This is a genomic window from Lutibacter sp. (genome assembly GCF_041596795.1).
GTDB lineage: Bacteria > Bacteroidota > Bacteroidia > Flavobacteriales > Flavobacteriaceae > Lutibacter.
The window spans coordinates 1-21,365 of record NZ_JBFHHX010000033.1 but is presented as its reverse complement, the minus strand read 5'-3'; the positions used below and the strand labels follow the sequence as shown (position 1 = coordinate 21,365).

The 21,365-nt window shown below is 29.1% G+C and carries 21 protein-coding genes and 1 other RNA gene; 13 read left to right on the top strand and 9 right to left on the bottom strand.

Annotated features, from left to right (window positions below; translation table 11 throughout):
- Positions 1–4: 4 nt before the first annotated feature.
- The 4 genes from ABY298_RS06095 to def form a co-directional block, all read right to left on the bottom strand.
- Positions 5–460 carry a DUF1801 domain-containing protein gene (locus tag ABY298_RS06095; protein ID WP_372745120.1) on the bottom strand — a complete coding sequence of 152 codons (456 nt, stop codon included), beginning with the start codon at positions 458–460 and terminating at the stop codon, positions 5–7.
- A gap of 32 nt (positions 461–492) precedes the next feature.
- Positions 493–1,272, bottom strand: a complete 780-nt coding sequence (gene mazG, locus ABY298_RS06090; protein WP_372745119.1) for a nucleoside triphosphate pyrophosphohydrolase — start codon at positions 1,270–1,272, stop codon at positions 493–495.
- Positions 1,272–1,691 (bottom strand): DUF5606 domain-containing protein, encoded by a 420-nt coding sequence (locus ABY298_RS06085; protein WP_372745118.1) that lies wholly within the window; start codon positions 1,689–1,691, stop codon positions 1,272–1,274. The genes mazG and ABY298_RS06085 overlap by 1 nt, the downstream gene beginning before the upstream one ends.
- A gap of 87 nt (positions 1,692–1,778) precedes the next feature.
- Positions 1,779–2,366: a peptide deformylase gene (gene def, locus ABY298_RS06080; protein ID WP_372745117.1), complete on the bottom strand. Its 588-nt coding sequence runs from the start codon at positions 2,364–2,366 to the stop codon at positions 1,779–1,781.
- A gap of 198 nt (positions 2,367–2,564) precedes the next feature.
- Between def and ABY298_RS06075 the strand changes: the two genes are divergently transcribed.
- The 4 genes from ABY298_RS06075 (at position 2,565) to ABY298_RS06060 (ending at position 7,518) form a co-directional block, all read left to right on the top strand.
- On the top strand, positions 2,565–3,509 hold the full coding sequence (locus tag ABY298_RS06075) for a hypothetical protein (RefSeq protein WP_372745116.1): 945 nt from the start codon (positions 2,565–2,567) through the stop codon (positions 3,507–3,509).
- A gap of 6 nt (positions 3,510–3,515) precedes the next feature.
- Positions 3,516–4,886, top strand: coding sequence for an aldehyde dehydrogenase (locus ABY298_RS06070; RefSeq protein WP_372745115.1), 1,371 nt, complete (start codon positions 3,516–3,518; stop codon positions 4,884–4,886).
- Between the two features lie 495 nt (positions 4,887–5,381).
- On the top strand, positions 5,382–6,410 hold the full coding sequence (locus ABY298_RS06065; RefSeq protein WP_372745114.1) for a hypothetical protein: 1,029 nt from the start codon (positions 5,382–5,384) through the stop codon (positions 6,408–6,410).
- 13 nt (positions 6,411–6,423) lie between these two features.
- Positions 6,424–7,518: a DUF6544 family protein gene (locus ABY298_RS06060; RefSeq protein ID WP_372745113.1), complete on the top strand. Its 1,095-nt coding sequence runs from the start codon at positions 6,424–6,426 to the stop codon at positions 7,516–7,518.
- Positions 7,519–7,539: 21 nt separating this feature from the next.
- Here the strand turns inward: ABY298_RS06060 and ruvX are convergent, their stop codons facing one another.
- On the bottom strand, positions 7,540–7,950 hold the full coding sequence (gene ruvX / locus ABY298_RS06055; RefSeq protein WP_372745125.1) for a Holliday junction resolvase RuvX: 411 nt from the start codon (positions 7,948–7,950) through the stop codon (positions 7,540–7,542).
- Between the two features lie 98 nt (positions 7,951–8,048).
- Between ruvX and ABY298_RS06050 the strand changes: the two genes are divergently transcribed.
- The 5 genes from ABY298_RS06050 (at position 8,049) to ABY298_RS06030 (ending at position 13,134) form a co-directional block, all read left to right on the top strand.
- The gene (locus ABY298_RS06050; protein WP_372745112.1) at positions 8,049–8,864 is read left to right on the top strand and encodes a 2,3,4,5-tetrahydropyridine-2,6-dicarboxylate N-succinyltransferase; all 816 of its coding nucleotides are present in this window, start codon (positions 8,049–8,051) and stop codon (positions 8,862–8,864) included.
- Between the two features lie 112 nt (positions 8,865–8,976).
- The gene (locus ABY298_RS06045) at positions 8,977–10,014 is read left to right on the top strand and encodes a UDP-N-acetylglucosamine 2-epimerase (RefSeq protein WP_372745110.1); all 1,038 of its coding nucleotides are present in this window, start codon (positions 8,977–8,979) and stop codon (positions 10,012–10,014) included.
- An 83-nt stretch (positions 10,015–10,097) separates the two neighbouring features.
- Entirely contained in the window at positions 10,098–10,946 is an 849-nt protein-coding gene (locus ABY298_RS06040) for a glycosyltransferase (RefSeq protein ID WP_372745109.1), read from the top strand.
- A gap of 12 nt (positions 10,947–10,958) precedes the next feature.
- Positions 10,959–11,522, top strand: a complete 564-nt coding sequence (locus tag ABY298_RS06035) for an L-threonylcarbamoyladenylate synthase (protein WP_372745108.1) — start codon at positions 10,959–10,961, stop codon at positions 11,520–11,522.
- 181 nt (positions 11,523–11,703) lie between these two features.
- A complete protein-coding gene (locus ABY298_RS06030) occupies positions 11,704–13,134 on the top strand; it encodes a CCA tRNA nucleotidyltransferase (protein WP_372745107.1) in 1,431 nt (476 codons plus the stop codon).
- Positions 13,135–13,304: 170 nt separating this feature from the next.
- On the opposite strand, the gene ABY298_RS06025 is transcribed toward ABY298_RS06030, so the two are convergent.
- From ABY298_RS06025 to ABY298_RS06010, 4 genes are all read right to left on the bottom strand, one after another.
- Positions 13,305–15,128: an ABC transporter ATP-binding protein gene (locus ABY298_RS06025; RefSeq protein ID WP_372745106.1), complete on the bottom strand. Its 1,824-nt coding sequence runs from the start codon at positions 15,126–15,128 to the stop codon at positions 13,305–13,307.
- Positions 15,129–15,272: 144 nt separating this feature from the next.
- Complete coding sequence (locus ABY298_RS06020; protein ID WP_372745105.1) at positions 15,273–16,988, bottom strand: phospho-sugar mutase; 1,716 nt, start codon at positions 16,986–16,988, stop codon at positions 15,273–15,275.
- Positions 16,989–17,059: 71 nt separating this feature from the next.
- A complete protein-coding gene (locus tag ABY298_RS06015; protein ID WP_372745104.1) occupies positions 17,060–18,007 on the bottom strand; it encodes a glycosyltransferase family 2 protein in 948 nt (315 codons plus the stop codon).
- A 12-nt stretch (positions 18,008–18,019) separates the two neighbouring features.
- Positions 18,020–18,547: a DUF4199 domain-containing protein gene (locus ABY298_RS06010; protein WP_372745103.1), complete on the bottom strand. Its 528-nt coding sequence runs from the start codon at positions 18,545–18,547 to the stop codon at positions 18,020–18,022.
- Between the two features lie 177 nt (positions 18,548–18,724).
- Between ABY298_RS06010 and ffs the strand changes: the two genes are divergently transcribed.
- The 4 genes from ffs to ABY298_RS05990 form a co-directional block, all read left to right on the top strand.
- Positions 18,725–18,823: signal recognition particle sRNA small type (ffs, locus tag ABY298_RS06005), an RNA gene on the top strand.
- Between the two features lie 215 nt (positions 18,824–19,038).
- Positions 19,039–19,842, top strand: coding sequence for an SDR family oxidoreductase (locus tag ABY298_RS06000; RefSeq protein WP_372745102.1), 804 nt, complete (start codon positions 19,039–19,041; stop codon positions 19,840–19,842).
- Between the two features lie 59 nt (positions 19,843–19,901).
- Positions 19,902–20,555 carry a fructose-6-phosphate aldolase gene (fsa, locus tag ABY298_RS05995; protein WP_372745101.1) on the top strand — a complete coding sequence of 218 codons (654 nt, stop codon included), beginning with the start codon at positions 19,902–19,904 and terminating at the stop codon, positions 20,553–20,555.
- Positions 20,556–20,894: 339 nt separating this feature from the next.
- A partial coding sequence (locus ABY298_RS05990; protein WP_372745100.1) for a S1 RNA-binding domain-containing protein occupies positions 20,895–21,365 on the top strand: 471 nt, incomplete at its 3' end.

Sequence of the window (21,365 nt, the reverse complement as noted above, 5' to 3'; positions counted from 1 at the left end):
AAAATTATCGTTTAATTGTTATTTCGTACATGGTAATCCAATCTTGTACACTTATTTTTTTTAGTAATTCTGCAATTAATTCAAAGGGAATTTCTTCTGGCTTTTTAAACCGAATGCAGCCTTTACCCATATCTAATTTACGTTTGCAATGTTTTGGATATTCGGCAGTAAACCAGTTATAAATTTCTTTATTTGCATATATACCTGAATGATAAAGCGCAATAAAATTTTTTTGTGATGCAATACTTGCAAAAGGTAAAGGTAAATTTGTATTGCAATGATAACCTTTAGGGTAAATGCTTTTTGGTACAACATAACCAATCATTCCATAGTTCATTTGCTCTTCAAAACCTTTTGGTATATTTTCTAAAATAGTCTGTCTTAATTTATTAAAATAAGGAATTCTATCTGCAGGAATTTTAGAGATATACTCTTCTGGTGTTTGTGCATTAATTTGCATAAAAGTTAATTTTGATAAACTAATATACTAAATTATTTGTAGATTTTTTTAGCCGCATTCCAAAATACATCCATTTCTGTTAAAGACATATCGTGTAAAGATTTACCAAGGTTTTTAGCTTCTTTTTCAAGATGTTGAAATCGGTTTATAAATTTTTTATTGGTTCGTTCTAAAGCATTTTCAGGATTTACTTTTATAAAGCGAGCATAGTTGATGAGTGAAAATAAAACATCGCCAAATTCAGCTTCAATAGCATCGGTATTTCCTTTTATAATTTCGGCATTTAATTCTGCTAATTCTTCTTGTACCTTTTCCCAAACTTGTTGAGGTTCTTCCCAATCAAATCCAACACCAGCAACTTTATCTTGAATTCTAGTTGCTTTTACAACTGCTGGTAGTGAAACTGGCACACCTTCTAAAACCGAATCTTTTCCTTCTTTTAGTTTTAGTTTTTCCCAGTTTTGTTTTACTTGTTCTTCATTTTCCACTTCAACATCACCATAAATATGCGGATGACGATAAATTAATTTTTCTGAAATTGATTCTGCAACATCAGCAATATCAAAAGCATCTGTTTCAGAACCTATTTTAGCATAAAAAACTATGTGCAATAAAACATCACCCAATTCTTTTTTAATTTCTTGTAAGTCATTATTAAGAATAGCGTCGCCTAATTCATAGGTTTCTTCAATAGTTAAATGCCGAAGTGATTGAAATGTTTGTTTTTGGTCCCAAGGACATTTAGAACGCAACTCATCCATAATGTCTAATAAACGACCAAATGCCTGAAGTTGCTGTTCTCTAGTATGCATTATTCTTCGGTTGTTTCTTCTTCAACTTCTTGTATAGTAGAAAAATCGAAATTTTTTGAAGCTAATAAATTATACCATTGTAATACTTTTTTAATGTTTGAAGCGTATACGCGCTCTTCATCAAAATTTGGAAGTATTTCTCTAAAGTATGAAGTTAAAACTTTACCACTTTCTTTTGGGCTTAAAGCTTCTTTACCATTTTCTTTTTCAGCAATAGCTTTAAAAACAATACGTAATGGAATTTCTTCTTCATAAGTATAAATTGCAATTTCATTTAATGCACTTATGTTTTGAGCAGCTGTAACAGGTGTTTTTTTACCATCTAGCAATGATTCTACTATAATACCGCTTTTAGATTGTGCTTTAATTTCAAACAATCCTGGTTTACCATTTATGGCAACAATGTTTTTTAATTCCATTTATTTATTATTTTTTTATTTAAACGTTTAAAACGTTAAGTATTTTTTTTAACTTATAATTATTTCTCTTTCGAGGATTATGGGGCTTTATTTTCTTTTTATTGAAGGAAATACCATTCTGTAATCAGAATTTACTTTTCCTTTTGAAATATTTTCTAGTTTCTTTTTTAATAATCGTTTTTTTAATGATGAAATTTTATCGATAAATAAAACACCTTCAATATGGTCGTACTCATGTTGTACAACTCTAGCAGCTAATCCAGTTAAAACATCGGTATGTTTTTCAAAATTTTCATCTAAGTATTCAATAGTAATTTTTTCTTGTCTAAATACATCTTCTCTAATATCAGGAATACTTAAACAACCTTCGCAAAAAGCCCATTCTTCACCTTCTTCCTTTAAAATTTTAGCGTTTATAAATACTTTATTAAAGTTAGATAAAAAAGTACGTTCTTCTTCATTTAAATCTTCATCTTCACCAAAAGGTGTAGCATTTACAATAAATAAGCGGATAGATTTATCTATTTGTGGAGCAGCTAAGCCAACACCTTGTGCATTAACCATAGTCTCTCTCATATTTTCAATAAGTTCGCTTAAATTTGGATAATCTTTGTCAATATCAACAGCAACTTTTCTTAAAACCGCATCTCCGTATGCCACAATAGGTAAAATCATATTCTTTTTTTTGGTTTGCAAAAATACGAAAGAATATATGAATAATAAAATGTTAAGAATTGTTATTTGATAAATGCCATAAAATTTATGTGTTATGCCATAATTTAATAACTTTTTTAATTAAATTTAAACCTTAAAATTTGTTTGAATTTTAATGAAAATATTTTTTTTAGAATTCAAACTCCAAAATAAAACGCTATGAAAAAAATAAGAAGTTGGCTAATAATTCTATTGTCAATAATTGGTATTAATAACAAATTAATCTCTCAAAACAGTGAGATTACTGTAAAAGCTGAACGGAAACAAGATAAAACAGTTGATATTTCATATTCTAAAAATGTTCCCGGAAGTTATTATTTAAAAGTAAACTTTACACAATTAGAAAATTGTTATCCGTCTAAATTTGAAGGTGTTATAAAAAATACTACAGGAAATTTATTAAAACTCAGTCCTATTAATAAAGAGTTAAATATTAATTTTTCGTATACTTATTCTTTTATTCGAGGAAACCCTAATCCTAAAGTTAATGAATCTTTTTTATACATTCTTCCTTTTAAAAAAGGGGACTCTGTTAAAATTTTGGAAAGCACACAGTTGTCTGAAAAGTATTTTGATGCTGAAAAAGATAGCCATTGGAAATCTTTTATTGTGAATAGAAAAAATGCGGACACTATTTATTGTATGCGAAAGGGTATTGTGGTTGAAATAAAGGACGATTTTAAACCAGAAACATTTGATTATACGTATACAAGTAAATTAAATAGAATAGTGGTGGAACATGATGATGGAACCGTTGCACGATATATTGGTTTTAATAAAGATTTAATCACTGTAAAATTAGGACAAACGGTGTATCCGCAATCAAAATTAGGGGTTTTAGAATTGTTTGATAATGAGTTGTATAGGTTGTATTTTGATGTTTCATTTTTAAAAGAAATTGATTTTAATGAATTAAAAAACCTTAATTTAAAATCTGAAAGTCAGAGTGAACATATTAATCCTTATTTTTTTAGTAAAGAAGGTGGTTTGCAATTAGTAGGATCTAAAGATTATGTGGTTGAATTTGATGAAGCTTTGTTTTTTGAAGAGTTTAGTAAAAGAGAGAAAAAAATGTATGCTAAAAACCCACTTGATTTTAAATAATTAACAATGGAAATTAAGGAAATAGTAAAAGAACAGCAGGCTTTTTTTAATTCTAACAAAACAAAAGATGTTAGTTTTAGAGTTGAACAATTAAAAAAGCTAAAACAGATTCTAAAAGAAAATGAACCCATTTTATTTAAAGCAATTTATGATGATTTTGGAAAATCGGAATTTGAAACCTATGTTTCGGAATTGGCATTGGTATATCATGAAATTAACAACTTTATAAAAAATTGCAGCAAATGGAGTAAAATAAAAAGAGTTTCCACCGGATTAGCTAATTTTCCTGCAAAAAGTTATATAATTCCAGAACCTTTAGGTGTAACCCTAGTTATTGGAGCTTGGAATTATCCATATCAGCTTTCGTTAAATCCGGCAATAACAGCACTTGCAGCCGGAAATACAGTTGTTTTAAAACCAAGTGAATTGCCTGCAAAAACATCTGCAGTAATGGCAAAAATAATTAGTGATAATTTTCCTAGTAATTACTTTTGTGTTGTAGAAGGTGGTGTTAAAGAAACAACAGAACTTTTGGAACATCGGTTTGATAAAATATTTTTTACAGGAAGTACACCAGTTGGTAAAATTATTTATCAGGCAGCCGCAAAAAATTTAACACCAGTAACTCTTGAACTTGGTGGAAAAAGTCCAACATTTGTGCTAGCAGATGCAGATATTAAAATGACAGCTAAACGTATTGTGTGGGCAAAATTTTTAAATGCAGGACAAACCTGTGTGGCTCCAGATTATATTTTGGTAGAGAAATCTATTGAAATTCGTTTTTTAGAAGCTTTAAAGCTGGAGTTAGAACAAAGTTTTAATTTTAAAAATGATATTGAACAAAATTATGTTAGAATTATTAATGCTAAAAACTTTGATAGATTAAGTAAATTAATTGATAATGAAAAGGTTTTTGTTGGAGGAACTTTAAATGCAGAAACTCGATTTATCAGTCCAACAATACTTCATCTTATTTCTTTTGATGATGAAATAATGAAAGATGAAATTTTTGGTCCAATTTTGCCAGTTATTTCATTTACTAATTTAAATGAAGTTGTACAAAAGGTAAAAGAAAAACCGAAACCATTATCGTGTTATATTTATTCTAAAAACAAAAAAGTGGTTACAAAATTATTAAAAGAACTTTCTTTTGGAGGAGGTGCAATTAACGATAGTGTTATGCATTTGTCTAATAGTAATTTACCGTTTGGTGGCGTTGGTTTAAGCGGAATTGGAAATTATCATGGCAAAGCAGGGTTTGATTCTTTTACACATTTTAAAAGTATTTTAGAGAAACCATTTTGGTTTGAAGCCAATTTTAAATACGCGCCTTATTCTTCGTTAAAACTAAAAATAATTAAATTTCTTTTTGAATAGTTTATTGAATGTGAAAATTTTCAAATAAACATCAATATTCGTTTTTTTTGAACAATTATAGCACTCTTAAATGGTGTAAATGCTTTTGAAGTTGCAGTTTATATTTTGTTTGATGAAAGGCAAAAAAATTTATAAAACTTGATAGAATTTCTGATTATAACCTAATTAATTAGTTAAAATTGTATAATAAAATTAGGTTTTTATTTATAATTTGAGAGTCAAATAAGTTAATTTACAAGGTTTTATCATGTTTTTTTATTAAATTTAATAGGTAAAACAACCTCACTTTTTACTATATCTCTTATTTTTTGTTTAAATTTTAGTGTATAACCCTACTGGTATAACTAATTTTAAAAAAGCCGATTGTTTTAAAGGGTTAAACACCCAACGTCGAAAAATGTGAAAGTGAAATTCGACATTAATAAATTGAGTAGCCGAGAAGAAAGCTGAAAATCGATAGAGTAAGCATTTTTAAAACGCATTAATTTTTAGAACATGAAAAAAAATCTAATTATTTTGCTAGTTACGTTTTTTGTTAGTTTCGTAGGGTTTTCACAAAATGTTGCTGGCGTTTATAAAACAGACTACAGAGAAATGACTTTGCAACAAACTGGCAATAGAGTTACCGGAACTTACGAAGGTGGTAATGGAAAAATTGACGCAATATTAACCGGAAATAAACTTGAGGGTACTTGGAGCAATAGCGGAAGCAATAAAAGCGGAAAGTTTGAATTTATTTTTAATTCCGATTTTTCTGCATTTACAGGAAAATATGGGTATAACAATGCTACACCATCAAAAAGGTGGAATGGAACCAAAATAAAATCATCAAATGTAAAGGTTGTTAATACCGAAGTAGAAACCATTTTAAATAATGTTGCTGGCGTTTATAAAACAGACTACAGAGAAATGACTTTACAACAAAATGGCAATAGAGTTACCGGAACTTACGAAGGTGGTAATGGAAAAATTGACGCAATTTTAACCGGAAATAAACTTGTAGGTACTTGGAGCAATAGCGGAAGCAATAAAACGGGAAAGTTTGAATTTATTTTTAATTCCGATTTTTCTGCATTTACAGGAAAATATGGGTATAGCAATGCTACACCATCAAAAAGGTGGAATGGAACCAAAATTAGTTCTAATAGTTCAACTATAAAAACAACAACACAAGAAGCCTTGCCAATTAATGTTTATGGAAGTTGGGCGCATCGTGGAGCAAGAGATGAAGATGATAGGTTAAATATTTGGCAAGAAGGAAATAGGTTTGTTATTGTTATTTCTTGGATAGATATCAATACAAAAATTTGGAAATCCTATAAAGGTGAAGGATACTTTGAAGGCAGACAAATGAATTTTAAAGTGTTTCCATCTGTTTTAAATGGGAAAACTATAGATCTAGGATATATGTATCATTACACCATTTCTTCTGATAACAATGTAATTACAGGATATTACACAAAAAATGGAAAAAGAAATCCAGATGTAAATTGGCATTATCAACGTGTAACAGAGAACATGTAAAAGTTTATAAGCAATGAGAATTTTGGTTGCTATTTTTCTTGTAATACACGCGTTAATTCACGCATTAGGTTTTTTAAAAGCCTTTAAAATTATTGAAATCAATTCATTAAGCCTTTCAATATCTAAAACTTTTGGTATATGCTGGCTAATAGCAGTTATTTTATTCTTAATAACCACCTTTTTATTGTTATTTAAAAGCAATTATTGGTGGTTATTTGGAATGCTTTCTGTAGTAGTTTCTCAAATAATTATAGCTTTTTTTTGGAACGAAGCTAAATTTGGAACTATTCTAAACCTAATTATATTGCTTGCTTGTATGTTTGCTTACGGAAATTTTAGTTTTTCAAAGCAAGTGAATAGGGAAGTTGCACAAATGCTTTCAAACATAGAAACAAATCAAAAAGAATTAATAGGCGTACAATTAATTGAAGATTTGCCAATTCCAGTTCAAAAATGGTTAATACATTGTGGGGTAAATAATCGGCTTCAAATTAAAAGCGTGTATTTAAGCCAAGAAGTTTTAATAAAACTAAAACCAAATCAAAAAAAATGGTATAAAGCTATTGCTCAGCAGTATTTTACAATCTCTCCAGCAGCTTTTAATTGGGTTATTGATATGGATATGAATTCTTTTATAAAAATTAAAGGAAGAGATAAATTAGAAAATGAAAGTGGTGAAATGGTTATAAAATTAGGTTCACTTATACCAATTGTGAATGTAAAAAATAATAAAAAAATTAATGAAGCAACGCTCCAAAGATTTTTGGCAGAAATTGTTTGGTTTCCTTCGGCAGTGTTAAGTTCTTATATTTCTTGGGAATATATAGATGAAAGCAGCGCAAAGGCTACTATTTCAATAAATAATATTACAACTTCTGGAACTTTTTTCTTTAATAAAAATGGTGAATTCAAAAAGTTTAGCACTTTTAGATATAAAGATTTACATGATGTTGAGCCAAAAGAGTGGAGTGTTGAAGCTGTTGAAAGTAACGTTATTAATGGAATTAAAATTCCTGTAGTTTTAAATGTAACTTGGAAATTAGATGATAAAGATTTTACTTGGCTTCAATTAAAAATTAAGAATGTTTATTATAACATTCATAAATAAAAAAGTAGCCATTAATCCGTTTTATTTATTGTGTAAATAAGTTTGCAAAATTAAAGTAGCACTAATTTCATCAACCAAAGCTTTATTTTGACGGTGTTTCTTTTTTAAACCACTATCAATCATACTTTGAAATGCCATTTTAGAGGTAAAGCGTTCATCAACCCTTTTAATTGGAATTTTAGGAAACGTTTGACCTAATTTAGTAACAAAAACAGAAATTAACGCCTCACTTTCGCTAACCGTATTGTTCATTTGTTTTGGTTCGCCCACAACAAATAATTCAACAGTTTCTGTTTTTAAATAGTCGGTTAAAAACGAAAATATTTTTTTAGTATCAACAGTAGTAAGTCCAGATGCAATAATCTGAAAATCATCAGTTACTGCAATTCCAGTTCTTTTTTCACCATAATCAAAAGCTAAAATACGTGCCAAAATATTAACAGAATTAGTAAAGTTGTGCAAATTTAGGAATTTTGAATTAGAAAATCTTTTATAAATTTTATATTTGCCATTCATAGAATTTTAAATGAATGGAAGCACTAAGAAAAATTATTGAAAACGCCTGGGAAAACAGAGAATTATTAAAAGAAGAAGCTACACAAAACGCAATTCGCGAAGTTGTAAATTTATTAGATGGAGGAACACTGCGTGTTGCAGAACCAATTGAAGATGGATGGCAAGTAAATGAATGGGTTAAAAAAGCAGTAGTTTTATATTTTCCTATTCAAAAAATGGAAACTATTGAAGTTGGTATTTTTGAGTACCATGATAAAATTCCATTAAAAAGAGGATATCAAGAAAAAGGAATTAGAGTAGTACCTCATGCAGTTGCACGTCATGGTTCTTATATTTCTGCAGGAACAATATTAATGCCAAGTTATGTAAATATTGGAGCTTATGTAGATGAAGGAACTATGGTAGATACTTGGGCAACTGTAGGTAGTTGCGCACAAATTGGTAAGCACGTACATTTAAGTGGTGGAGTAGGAATTGGAGGAGTTTTAGAACCCTTACAAGCTGCACCAGTAATTATTGAAGACAACGTTTTTGTTGGTTCTCGTTGTATTGTTGTAGAAGGTGTTAGAGTTGAAAAAGAAGCCGTTTTAGGAGCTAATGTAGTTTTAACAATGAGTACTAAAATTATTGATGTTACAGGAGATAGTCCGGTAGAATATAAAGGAGTTGTACCTGCGCGTTCAGTGGTTATTCCGGGAAGTTATAAAAAAACATTTCCTGCTGGAGAATTTTATGTTCCTTGCGCAATGATTATTGGTAAGCGAAAAGAAAGTACTGATAAAAAAACATCATTAAACGATGCATTACGTGAAAATAACGTAGCAGTATAAATATTTACCTTATAAAATAGAAAAAGCATCATAATTGTTATGATGCTTTTTTTTTAAAATATATAGAATGTACTAAAAAAATGTATTTTTGCGTTTTAATAAAAAAATCAGAATGAAATTTTTACTTTATGTATCTTACGACTATGGCTTTCCTATTGCAAGACCCTTGCAAGAAGAAATATTAAAAAGAGGTTATAAAGTTGCATGGTTTGTAGAAATTGAAGAAAGTAAAAGAAAGTTATTACCTACGGAGGTTTTATTAAATACAGTAGAAGAGGTTTTAGAATTTAAACCTGATGCAGTTTTGGCTGCAAGTAATGAGGTTCCTCATTTTTTTCCAGGAATTAAAGTGCAATTATTTCACGGTTTTAGCGTAAATAAACGAAGTAAAGAAAAAGGCCATTTTAGAATAAGAGGTTTTTTCGATTTATATTGCACTCAAGGTCCATCAACAACAGAAACATTTAAAGAGTTAGCTAATAAGCATAAACATTTTAAAGTTGTTGAAACAGGTTGGTCTAAAGTAGATGTTTTATTTCCTATTGAAGAAAAAAAAGAAAAGCATAAGCCAACCATATTTTTTGCATCTACTTTTACAGAAAGATTAAGTTTGGCACATAATAATGAGGTTTTTAATGAACTTGAAACTATTATTAAGTCAGAAAATTGGAATTGGATTATAAATTTACATCCAAAAATGAGTTCTGAAATTGTTAAAAAGTTTCAAAAATTAGATACCTATCAAAATGTAACCTACATTCCTTTTCTGGAAAATTTAGAACCTTTAAAAAGGGCAGATGTAATGTTAACGGATACGTCTTCTATAATTACTGAGTTTATTATTCAAAAAAAACCAGTAATTACATTTAGAAATAATTTACCAAAAGATTGTTTTGTAAATGTTTTAAATGCCAAGGAAATTAAAGAAAGTATTGAGTATGCATTAACGTACCCAAAAGAATTGACCAATAAAATTGAAAGTTTTGTTTTAAAAGAACACCCTTATTTTGATGGAAAATCAAGTGAAAGGGTTATTAGCGCTGTGGAAGCATTTATTAGCAATAATGATCAAACACAATTAAAATCTAAACCCTATAATTTGATTAGGAAATTTAAAATGATGAAAAAAATGGATTACTTTAAATTTTAAGAAATAATAATAATTTACAGTAAATTAGGTTTGAATATGTAATAAATTTAGCTTGATTTTATGTATATGATATCAATAATAAAATGTTTCAACATTATATAATTACAAGGTTTAACCTTAGAAAAGACGATTGGACAACAACTAAAAACAACGAAAAAGTATTGTCTGATTCTTGGCTAAAAGAGCGTTTCGAGTTATTTGAAAACTATTGTTTTAGCTCCGTAAAAAATCAAACAAATCAAAACTTTAAATGGCTTGTTTTTTTTGATATTAGTACACCAGATAGTTATAAAAGAAAGGTGGAGGAGTTTCAAAAATCTTTCAATAATTTTGTTCCTTTTTTTATAGATGGAATGAATAATTTTTTACCTGAAATCATTAAAAACATTAAGAAACTAGATGATAAACAATATATTATAAGTTCTCGATTGGATAATGATGATTGTTTACATAAAGATTACGTTCAGGTAATTCAAAGTTATTTTGATTGTCAAAATCACCTGGCAATTGATTTGATTGATGGTTATACTTTACAAACTGGTAAAAAAGTTCATATTGGCTTAAAAAAGCAATTATACAATCCTTTTATCTCCTTAATCGAAAAAAAGGATAACTTTAAAAGTGTATGGTTTAGAAGTCAACATGGGGCTTGGAAATATGAGAAGAATATTGTTAGAATTACAAATAAACGATTGTGGATTTGTGTAGTGCATTCCTCAAATAAAGTTAATTTATTTACTGGTTATGGAAATGTAGATCCAAAAATTTTAATTAATTTTAATATTGCATCAAATAAAATAAATCAACTAATTAGCAATGTAAAACCAGTTAAAAAGTGGGTTTTGAAAAGTTTATATAATAGGATTGATTCATTGTTTGAATGTTATTTTAAAGATTTTAAAAAAACGTTGGGGTTATATAATAAAAATTGAATTGATTAAAAGATGGTTGAAACTGAATTAAAAAAGAGCCTTAAAATTCTTCAAGAAAATAAGGTGTTAATATATCCAACAGATACTGTTTGGGGTATTGGTTGCGATGCTACTAGCGAAAATGCGGTTGAGAAAGTTTTTAAAATAAAACATAGAGCAGAGAGTAAAAGCTTAATTATTTTGGTAGATTCTATTGAGATGCTTCAAAAATATATTCCACCTGTACCTAAGGAAATTATATTATTACTTTCAAAAACAATTCATCCAACCACAATTATTTATAACAACCCAACGGGTTTAGCAAAAAATGTAGTAGCAATTGATGATACTGTGGCAATAAGAATTGTTCAAAATGATTTTTGCAAGCAATTAATTAAAGCTTTCGGAAAACCAATTGTTTCAACTTCAGCAAATATTAGTGGGCATCCAACTCCAAAAAGTTTTGAAGAAATAGAACAAGCAATTTTGGATAGCGCAGACTATATTGTAGATTTGCACCGCGAAGTGGTAAGCGAAAAATCATCAACAATTTTAAAAGTAGATGAAAACGGTGAAATTGTAGTACTTCGTCCATAATTAGTAATTTAAACACAAAAGAGTTTATTTAAAATTGAAGTTTCGTTAACCTAAACTTGTTTAGGCTCACAACATAATTATTAATTTAATTTATGCGATTCTGATACAAGTTCAGAATGACGTTCAACCATTGCTGGTGTTACACCAATAATGGTAAGCTTTAGTTGATTAAAAAGGATTTATGACATTAAATAACACCTATAACAACGCATTAGAACACCCAATTTTTGAGTACATTTCAAAAGCAGCAGAAAATTTACACTTAGAAACGTATGTAATTGGTGGTTTTGTGCGTGATTTTTTTCTACAAAGAGGAACTCCAAAAGATATAGATATTGTTGCAGTTGGTAGTGGAATTGATTTAGCAAATGAAGTTGCTAAATTATTACCGAACAATCCAAAAGTTCAGGTTTTTAAAACCTACGGAACTGCCATGTTGCGTTTTGATGATATTGAAGTTGAATTTGTAGGTGCACGAAAGGAATCTTATACTGAAGATAGTAGAAATCCAGAGGTTGAAGATGGAACTTTAGAAGATGATCAAAACAGAAGAGATTTTACTATTAACGCACTGGCAATTAGTTTAAATAAATCCGATTTTGGAACCTTGTTAGATCCGTTTAATGGAATGGAGGATTTAAAAAATAAAATTATTAGAACACCATTAAATCCAGATATTACTTATTCCGACGATCCATTACGAATGTTGAGAGCTATTCGTTTTGCTACTCAATTAAATTTTACAATTGAAAAAAAATCTTTAGAAGCAATTTCTAGAAATGCAGAACGTATAGATATTATAACACGTGAACGTATTGTTGATGAGTTGAATAAAATTATGCTTTCTGATGTGCCATCCGTTGGGTTTATTTTATTAGATGAAACCAATTTATTAGAGCGTTTTTTGCCAGAAATAACCAATTTAAAAGGAGTAGAAGAGGTTGAAGGACAAAAACATAAAGATAATTTTTATCATACCTTTGAAGTTGTAGATAACATAGCTAAAAATACAGATGATGTTTGGTTGCGCTGGGCAGCAATGTTTCATGATATTGGAAAAGCACCTACTAAAAAGTTTCATAAAACTATTGGTTGGACCTTTCATGCACACGAGTTTGTGGGATCTAAAATGGTGTATAAAATTTTTAAGCGAATGCGAATGCCAATGAACAATAAAATGAAATTTGTTCAAAAAATGGTATTGCTAAGTTCTAGGCCAATTGTGTTAGCAACCGAAGTAACGGACTCTGCTGTTCGAAGATTAATTTTTGATGCAGGTGATGATGTTGAGAGTTTAATGACTTTGTGTGAAGCCGATATTACTACTAAAAATCCAAAACGTTTTAAACGTTACCATCAAAATTTTGAAATAGTTCGTACTAAAATTAAAGAAGTAGAAGAGCGCGATCACGTACGTAATTTTCAACCACCAATTTCGGGTGAATTAATTATGGAAACATTTAATTTAAAACCTTGCCGTGAAATTGGGCAAATAAAAGACGCAATTAAGGAAGCTATTTTAGAAGGTGAAATTCCAAATGAGTACGATGCGGCTTATGAATTTATGTTGAAACGTGCAGAGAAATTAGGCCTTAAATCAATTGAAAATTAAAAATTATCAATTGAAAATAGTTGTTGTGATTTTGTAAAAAATAATGAATAGGATTCCGTCAATCTAAACTTGTTTCAGGGTCTTATCATCAGTAGAAGAATATAATATGTGATTCTGAAACAAGTTCAGAATCACCATTTAAAACTTTTATTTCTTATTTTTTAATTTATTTAAAGTGTTTGCATTTCAACCAATTTTCTGTAAATATTATTGTTTTCAATTAGTTCATTGTGGGTTCCTTGTTCTACAATTTTTCCTTTTTGAAGTACTACAATAATATCAGCTTTTTGAATGGTTGATAACCTATGTGCAATAACCACAGAAGTTCTGTTTTGCATCATTTTTTCCAATGCATCCTGTACCAATCTTTCCGATTCCGTATCTAACGCTGAGGTTGCTTCATCTAAAATCATAATTGGCGGATTTTTAAGCACAGCACGTGCAATACTTAAACGTTGTTTTTGTCCACCAGATAATTTGTTTCCGCTATCGCCAATATTAAAATTATACCCATTTGGTAAATCTTTAATAAATTCGTGTGCATTTGCAATTTTAGCAGCTTCCATTATTTCATCGTCAGATTTGTTTTCAAGGCCTAATAAAATATTATTTTTAATTGTATCATTAAATAAAATTGAATCTTGAGAAACCAAGCCTTGTAAATTACGTAATGATTTTTTTGTAATATCTTTAATGTTAACACCATCTATTTCAATACTACCTTCGTTAACATCGTAAAAACGTGTTAATAAATTTGCAATGGTAGATTTTCCACTTCCAGATTGTCCAACAAAAGCAACGGTTTTTCCTTTTGGTATTTCAAATGAAAAATCTTTTAAAACATAGTCGTCTTGGTATTTAAAAGAAACATTTTTTAGGGAAATAGTTGAATTAAAGCTATCTTTTACAAGTGCGTTTGGTATATCGGCTAAGGGAGATGTTGTATTTAATATTTCTAATACACGTTCTGCAGCAGCATCACCTTTTTTAACGCCATACATCGCTTTTGAAATTGCTTTTGCAGGTGTTAAAATATTGTAGGCAAGTCCTATATACACAATAAATGCATCTGGAGCTAAGCTTTTATCAACTAACACAAGTGAGCCACCATATAATAATAAAATAGCAATAACACCAATTCCCAAAAATTCGCTTAGTGGAGATGCTAAATTTTGTCGGTTTAATAAAGTGTTGGAATAATTGTAGAAACGTGTTGTTGATTCTTTAAATTTTCCATTAAAATAGCCTTCAGCATTAAAACCTTTAATTACACGTAATCCACCAATAGTTTCTTCTAAAATTGATAAAAAGTGGCCTTGTTCTTTTTGAACGCTATCTGATTGTTTTTTTAATTTTTTACCAACCAAAGAAATTACAAACCCTGCAATTGGAATAAAAATAAAGACAAATAATGTTAGCTGCGGACTTAAAGCTAACATAGCAAAAACCGTAAATAAAATAGTTAAAGGTTCTCTAACAATTAATTCTAAAATAGATAAGAAAGAATGTTGAATTTCTAATACATCTGTTGATATTCTTGCTATAATATCTCCTTTTCTTTTTTCAGAAAAATAGGCAAGCGGTAAATCAACAGTTTTCTCATACAAATCGTTTCGTACATCTTTTAAAACACCATTTCTTAAAAAAGTAATAAAATACATTGCTAAATAATTGAAAATATTTTTCAATAAAAAGGTGCTAATAATAATTGTAATCATAAACAACAAAGCAGATAGTTCACCCTCATTGTTTATTTTTATAGTTATAAAATAATTGATGGAATTTTCAACATAATCACCCATTTTGGAAATGCCTTGGTATGTTGGTTTAACATTAATAGCTTCAGCACTTTTAAAAAGAACCTTTAGCATTGGCATTAAACTTACAAAAGCTAACGTGCCAAATAGGGCGTAAAGTACGTTACTAATAATGTTGAAAAAGCCGTATATTTTATACGGCTTTGCATACACTAATATTTGTTTAAAATATTTCATGTGTTTTATTTATTTTTTTACTGTTCATTTTGAGAACTATTGGGACTTTTTGCTAACTACCATATTATTTACAGATTTAACATTCCGTTAGTTCACTATTTTGAACATTTGTGTTTCAGCAATTGTTTTATACTGAAACTTGATTTAGTTTAATTTCATTTCAACAATAATTTGTTGAATTTTAGCATCTAATTCGGCTTCAATTTTTTTTGCATTTTCAACTGAATCTAAGGCTGTTCTTACACTAAAATAAAATTTAATTTTAGGTTCTGTTCCACTTGGTCTTGCTGCTACTTTTGTTCCATCAACTGTTTCGTAAATTAATACGTTAGATTTTGGAATTTCAATAGCACAAGTTGTTCCTGCTAATAAATCTGTACAAGTAGATTTTTGGTAGTCGTATACATAATTTACTTTTGATCCGCCAATTTCTGCAATAGGATTTTCACGTAAATCAACCATCATTTGTTTAATTTGTTCCGCGCCATCCATTCCTTTTTTAACAATAGAAATTAAATGTTCTTTGTAAAAATTATTATCAACATAAATTTGTAATAATTCTTGATACATAGAGCTTCCATTTGCTTTTGCATCAGCTGCAATTTCACAAGCTAATAAAGTAGCTGTTACGGCATCTTTATCACGCACAAAATCTCCAACCATATATCCAAAACTTTCTTCACCTCCACCAATAAAATCTTGGGTTCCTTCAGCTTCACGTACCATTTTGGCAATCCATTTAAAACCTGTTAAACCAACTTTGGTTTCAACGCCATAACTGTCAGCAATTTCGTTTACCAAGTTTGTAGAAACTATAGTAGAACCTACAAATTGTTTACCATTTAATTTTCCTGCTTCTTTCCATTTTTTAATTAAGAAGTTGGTCATTAAACACATGGTTTGATTTCCGTTTAACAATTTCATGTTTCCTTCTAAATCACGAACGGCAATTCCTAATCTATCACAATCGGGATCGGTTCCAATTAAAATATCAGCCCCAACTTTATTTGCCAATTCGGTAGCCATTTTTAATGCAGCTGGTTCTTCTGGGTTTGGTGATTTTACTGTTGGAAAATCTCCGTTTGGAACTCTTTGTTCTTCAACAATATTTACATCGGTATAGCCAGCTCTTTTAAAAGCTTCAGGTATTGCAGTAATTGAAGTTCCGTGTAATGATGTGAAAACTATTTTTAAATTTTCTCTTCCTTTTGTATTAAATGTTCCGTTTTTTACAGAAGCATCAATAAAAGCATCATCAACATTTTTTCCAATAACTTCAATTAAACTTTCGTTTGCTTCAAATTTAATTTCTGAAAAATTTAAGCTAATAACTTCATTAATAATTTCACCATCTTGTGGAGGAACAATTTGTCCGCCATCGTTCCAGTATACTTTATAACCATTGTATTCTGGTGGATTGTGAGAAGCTGTTAAAACAATTCCTGCATCGCAACCTAAATGTTTAACTGCAAAAGATAATTCTGGGGTAGGACGTAAGTTTTCGAATAAAAATACTTTTATTCCGTTTGCTGATAATACATTAGCAACAATTTTTGCAAATGATTGGCTATTATGACGACAGTCGAAGGCTATAGCAACACTTAATTGTTTGTTTGGAAATGTTTTTAATAAGTAATTAGATAAACCTTGAGTGGCTCTACCTAAAGTATATTTATTAATTCTGTTTGTTCCAGCACCCATAACACCACGCATTCCGCCTGTTCCAAATTCCATGTCTTGATAAAACCTATCAGTTAATTGGTTTTGATCTGTATCAATTAAATGTTGAATTTCTGCTTGTGTTTCTTTATCAAATGTGCTAGTTAGCCATTGTTGCGCTTTTTCTAAAATTGTTGTCATGTATAATAAAATATTTTATGTTACAAAAATAAGGTTATTGATTGTAAAAATAAACACTTTTTACTAAATCGTTATAAGTTTATTTGGTTTGAAATTGAATATCTTTTTGTGTCAGACTTTGTTCTTAAAATTATTTCGCCTAAAAAACCTGCTAAAAAGAATTGCGTACCAATTATCATGGTAACCAATGCTAAATAAAATTGAGGTCTTTCTGTTATTAATCTTCCAAATGGATTAAAAAATAGTTTATCTATTCCTAAATAAAGGGCAAAACAAAAGCCAATAAAAAACATAAATGTTCCTAAAAGGCCAAATAAATGCATGGGTCTTTTTCCAAATTTTGATAAAAACCAAATGGTAATTAAATCTAAAAAACCGTTAATAAATCTATCTATTCCAAATTTAGTAACTCCATATTTTCTGGCTTGGTGTACTACTATTTTTTCACCAATTTTATTAAAACCGGCATTTTTAGCTAATACAGGAATATAACGGTGCATTTCGCCATTTACATCAACAGATTTTACAACTTCATTTTTATAGGCTTTTAATCCACAATTAAAGTCGTGTAATTTTAATCCAGATGTTTTACGTGCTGCTGCATTAAATAATTTTGAAGGAATGTTTTTTCTGATTTTAGAATCGTACCGTTTTTTCTTCCAGCCAGAAATTAAATCGAAATCCTCTTTAATAATTAAATTATATAAATCTGGAATTTCATCTGGGCTGTCTTGCAAATCAGCATCCATTGTAATTACAACATCACCTTTTACTACTTTAAATCCAGCGTTTAAAGCTTGTGATTTTCCGTAATTTTTTTGAAATTTAATACCTTTTACATTTGGATTTTTTAATGAAAGTTGTTTAATAACATTCCAAGAAGTGTCTGTACTACCATCATCAATAAAAAGTATTTCATAAGAATAACAATTGGATTGCATAACTTTTGCAATCCAATCGTGTAATTCGTTTAAAGAATCTTCTTCGTTAAGTAGTGGTATAACTACTGATATATCCATTTATACTATGTTTTAATCTATTTCTTCTGTTTTTTTCATAATTAAACCGGCAATTAAAGAAACAATAAACCCAGAGAAAAGACTCATTATTATAATTATTGCTGAAATCATTCCAATTCCAGAGAATTTTTGAGACATTTCTAAAGCTCCCTCTAATTGCTCATCACTCATATTTGGATATGCTTCAATAATGGCAGCTTCTTGCACGCTAGCTAAATTTTTAAAGTAATCTGGTTCAATAATAGTTGTAAATGCATAATTGTACAATACATATATAATACCAGAAATTAAAGCAATTCCTAAACCTGTTTTTAATGATTCACCCAAGGATAAATAACCACCATTATTTAGTTTTAATGCTTGTAAGGCTAATACAATAACAGCAATTGTAGCCATTATAGAAATTATAGAAATGCTCCAATGAGGTTTATACACATTTCCAAAAACAAAATTTAATACAGCAATTAAAATAGAAGCAACTGCTAATATAAAACCGTAGTTTAACATTATTTGTTTTGATGATGATTTTTGATTTTCCATGATTGTTTGGTTTTTTTTAATGAACAAATATACTAATACCTATTAAGTATAGTATGGATTAATTAATATTTATTGATTGTTTGCACTAAAATATTAGTAAACAGAACTTTAAAAATGTTACATAAAAATATAAAAAAAATGATTGTGTAAACTAAAAAATGATTGTATTTTTGCCGCGGGCAAGTCCTACACAACCAGCTCCTGTTGAATCCTCCAGGGCGGGAACGCAGCAAAGGTAAATGGTCGTAGCGGTGTGATGTAGGTAGCTTGCCTTTTTTTATGCTCTTATTTTAAATTTTTTTCTATCCTAAATCCTTTTTTAAAGGTTGTATTAAAAAAACTTCAGATTTTAATTTTACATTTTTTTAAGTTATTGACTTGTAGCTTTTTAAGTTCGTATTCAATTAAATAAGCAACAAATAAACCCTTACTTCTTTCAACCTTTCAACTTTTAATTAACTTTACAGCTTTCAAATTTTATAACTTAATAAATGAATAAAGTAGTTTTAATTACTGGTGGATCATCGGGAATTGGAAAATCTGTTGGTGAATTTTTAACCCAAAAAGGATTTATTGTGTATGGAACAAGTAGAGATCCTAAAAAAATTAAAAATCACCCTTTTAAAATTGTTGCTTTAGATGTTAATTCGGTAGAAAGCATTCAAAAGGCTATACAAGAAGTAATTACTTTAGAAGGAAAGATAGATATTTTAATAAATAATGCTGGAATGGGAATTACTGGCCCCATAGAAGATACGCCAACTGCTGAAATGCGCAACGTTTTTAATACCAATTTTTTTGGAGCTATTGATGTAATGAAAGCGGTTTTACCACAAATGAGAAAACAACAAAGTGGTTTAATTATTAATGTAACGTCTATAGCAGGTTATATGGGCTTGCCTTTTAGAGGTATTTACTCAGCTACAAAAGGCGCTTTGGAATTGGTAACAGAAGCAGTAAGAATGGAAGTTAAAAACTTTGGAATACAAGTTACTAACGTTGCTCCAGGAGATTTTGCTACAAATATTGCTTCAGGAAGATATCATACCCCAGTATTTGAAAATTCAGCCTATAAAAAGGTATATCAAGAAAATTTAGATTTAATGGATGCACATGTAGATGCCGGTAGTAATCCTATAGAAATGGCAGAAGCTATTTATAAAATAATAAATACCCCAAATCCTAAAGTACACTATAAGGTTGGAGATTTTATGCAAAAATTTTCTATTTTCTTAAAAAGAGTATTACCAGATAAGATGTATGAAAAGTTATTAATGAATCATTACAAATTATAATCATTTCATTACTTTTGCAAAGAATAAATAATTCAATATTAATTAAATATACAACTTAAATGAAATTTTTTATTGACACAGCTAACTTAGAACAAATTAAGGAAGCACAGGCATTAGGTGTTTTAGATGGTGTTACTACAAACCCATCATTAATGGCTAAAGAAGGAATTACAGGTGCAGATAATATTTTAAAACATTATGTAGACATTTGTAATATTGTTGATGGTGATGTAAGTGCAGAAGTAATTGCAACAGATTTTGAAGGAATGGTAAAAGAAGGTGAAGCTTTAGCTGCGTTACATCCTCAAATTGTAGTAAAATTACCAATGATTGCAGATGGTGTAAAAGCGTGTAAATATTTTTCAGATAAAGGAATTAGAACCAATGTAACCTTAGTTTTTTCAGCAGGTCAAGCTTTATTAGCAGCAAAAGCTGGAGCAACATATGTTTCTCCGTTTATTGGAAGATTGGATGATATTTCTACAGATGGATTGCATTTAATTTCAGAAATAAGATTAATTTATGACAATTATGGCTTTGCAACCGAAATATTAGCAGCTTCAGTGCGCCATACAATGCACGTAATTGATTGTGCTAAAATTGGTGCTGATGTTATGACAGGTCCTTTATCATCAATAAAAGGTTTATTAAAACACCCTTTAACCGATAGTGGTTTGGCTCAATTTTTAGCAGATTACCAAAAAGGAAACTAACTATAAATTACAATTAGCAAACTATAAATTTATAATTTGTTAGTTTTAAAATTGATAAAAAAAGACTGTTTAATTTTTTTTAAACAGTCTTTTTTTATGCAATAAATAGATTGAAATTATTGTACTTTTTACTTCTATTTAAGAAAATAATTGAGTTTTAATGTTTAATTGCTTCATTTTCTTTTTGTTAATTAAAAAAAATCACTAAATTTGCACGCCTTTTTACGATGACAGATTTAAAAAGGAATTAAATAAAAATTTATATAAATAATCTCTTAGCGTTATTATCGTTCAAAAATCTGAATAACAATAAGATACAAATTATTATCATCAGCACATATGTCTGAAGAAACAAAAAAAACTGAAGAGCAAGTAGAAGCTACTGAAGTACAAGCAACAACGGCAGCAGAAGCTCCAAAAGTTGAAAAAGTAAACCCAGAAGAGTTTTTAGCTAATTTTAATTGGCATAAATACGAAGAAGGAATTGATTTAATTGACGAAGAGAACATTAAAGCATTTGAAACTGCTTTAGATGGTACTTTAGGTATGGTTAAAGAACGTGAAGTAATTGAAGGATTGGTTGTAAGAAAAACTGATCGTGAAGCAATTATTGATATCAATTCAAAATCTGAAGGTGTTATTTCGTTAAACGAATTTCGTTACAATCCAAACTTAAAAGTTGGAGATAAAGTAGAAGTTTTAGTAGACAAAAGAGAAGATAGTACTGGTCAATTAGTATTATCACACAAAAAAGCAAGAGTTATAAAAGCTTGGGATCGTGTTAACGCAGCTCACGAAAGTGGAGAAGTT

Excerpts from the sequence above, each read along its gene's own strand:
- ABY298_RS06095 (WP_372745120.1), bottom strand. The coding sequence starts at position 460 with ATGCAAATTAATGCACAAACACCAGAAGAGTATATCTCTAAAATTCCT.
- mazG (WP_372745119.1), bottom strand. The coding sequence starts at position 1,272 with ATGCATACTAGAGAACAGCAACTTCAGGCATTTGGTCGTTTATTAGAC.
- ABY298_RS06085 (WP_372745118.1), bottom strand. The coding sequence starts at position 1,691 with ATGGAATTAAAAAACATTGTTGCCATAAATGGTAAACCAGGATTGTTT.
- def (WP_372745117.1), bottom strand. The coding sequence starts at position 2,366 with ATGATTTTACCTATTGTGGCATACGGAGATGCGGTTTTAAGAAAAGTT.
- ABY298_RS06075 (WP_372745116.1), top strand. The coding sequence starts at position 2,565 with ATGAAAAAAATAAGAAGTTGGCTAATAATTCTATTGTCAATAATTGGT.
- ABY298_RS06070 (WP_372745115.1), top strand. The coding sequence starts at position 3,516 with ATGGAAATTAAGGAAATAGTAAAAGAACAGCAGGCTTTTTTTAATTCT.
- ABY298_RS06065 (WP_372745114.1), top strand. The coding sequence starts at position 5,382 with ATGAAAAAAAATCTAATTATTTTGCTAGTTACGTTTTTTGTTAGTTTC.
- ABY298_RS06060 (WP_372745113.1), top strand. The coding sequence starts at position 6,424 with ATGAGAATTTTGGTTGCTATTTTTCTTGTAATACACGCGTTAATTCAC.
- ABY298_RS06050 (WP_372745112.1), top strand. The coding sequence starts at position 8,049 with ATGGAAGCACTAAGAAAAATTATTGAAAACGCCTGGGAAAACAGAGAA.
- ABY298_RS06045 (WP_372745110.1), top strand. The coding sequence starts at position 8,977 with ATGAAATTTTTACTTTATGTATCTTACGACTATGGCTTTCCTATTGCA.
- ABY298_RS06040 (WP_372745109.1), top strand. The coding sequence starts at position 10,098 with ATGTTTCAACATTATATAATTACAAGGTTTAACCTTAGAAAAGACGAT.
- ABY298_RS06035 (WP_372745108.1), top strand. The coding sequence starts at position 10,959 with ATGGTTGAAACTGAATTAAAAAAGAGCCTTAAAATTCTTCAAGAAAAT.
- ABY298_RS06030 (WP_372745107.1), top strand. The coding sequence starts at position 11,704 with ATGACATTAAATAACACCTATAACAACGCATTAGAACACCCAATTTTT.
- ABY298_RS06025 (WP_372745106.1), bottom strand. The coding sequence starts at position 15,128 with ATGAAATATTTTAAACAAATATTAGTGTATGCAAAGCCGTATAAAATA.
- ABY298_RS06020 (WP_372745105.1), bottom strand. The coding sequence starts at position 16,988 with ATGACAACAATTTTAGAAAAAGCGCAACAATGGCTAACTAGCACATTT.
- ABY298_RS06015 (WP_372745104.1), bottom strand. The coding sequence starts at position 18,007 with ATGGATATATCAGTAGTTATACCACTACTTAACGAAGAAGATTCTTTA.
- ABY298_RS06010 (WP_372745103.1), bottom strand. The coding sequence starts at position 18,547 with ATGGAAAATCAAAAATCATCATCAAAACAAATAATGTTAAACTACGGT.
- ABY298_RS06000 (WP_372745102.1), top strand. The coding sequence starts at position 19,039 with ATGAATAAAGTAGTTTTAATTACTGGTGGATCATCGGGAATTGGAAAA.
- fsa (WP_372745101.1), top strand. The coding sequence starts at position 19,902 with ATGAAATTTTTTATTGACACAGCTAACTTAGAACAAATTAAGGAAGCA.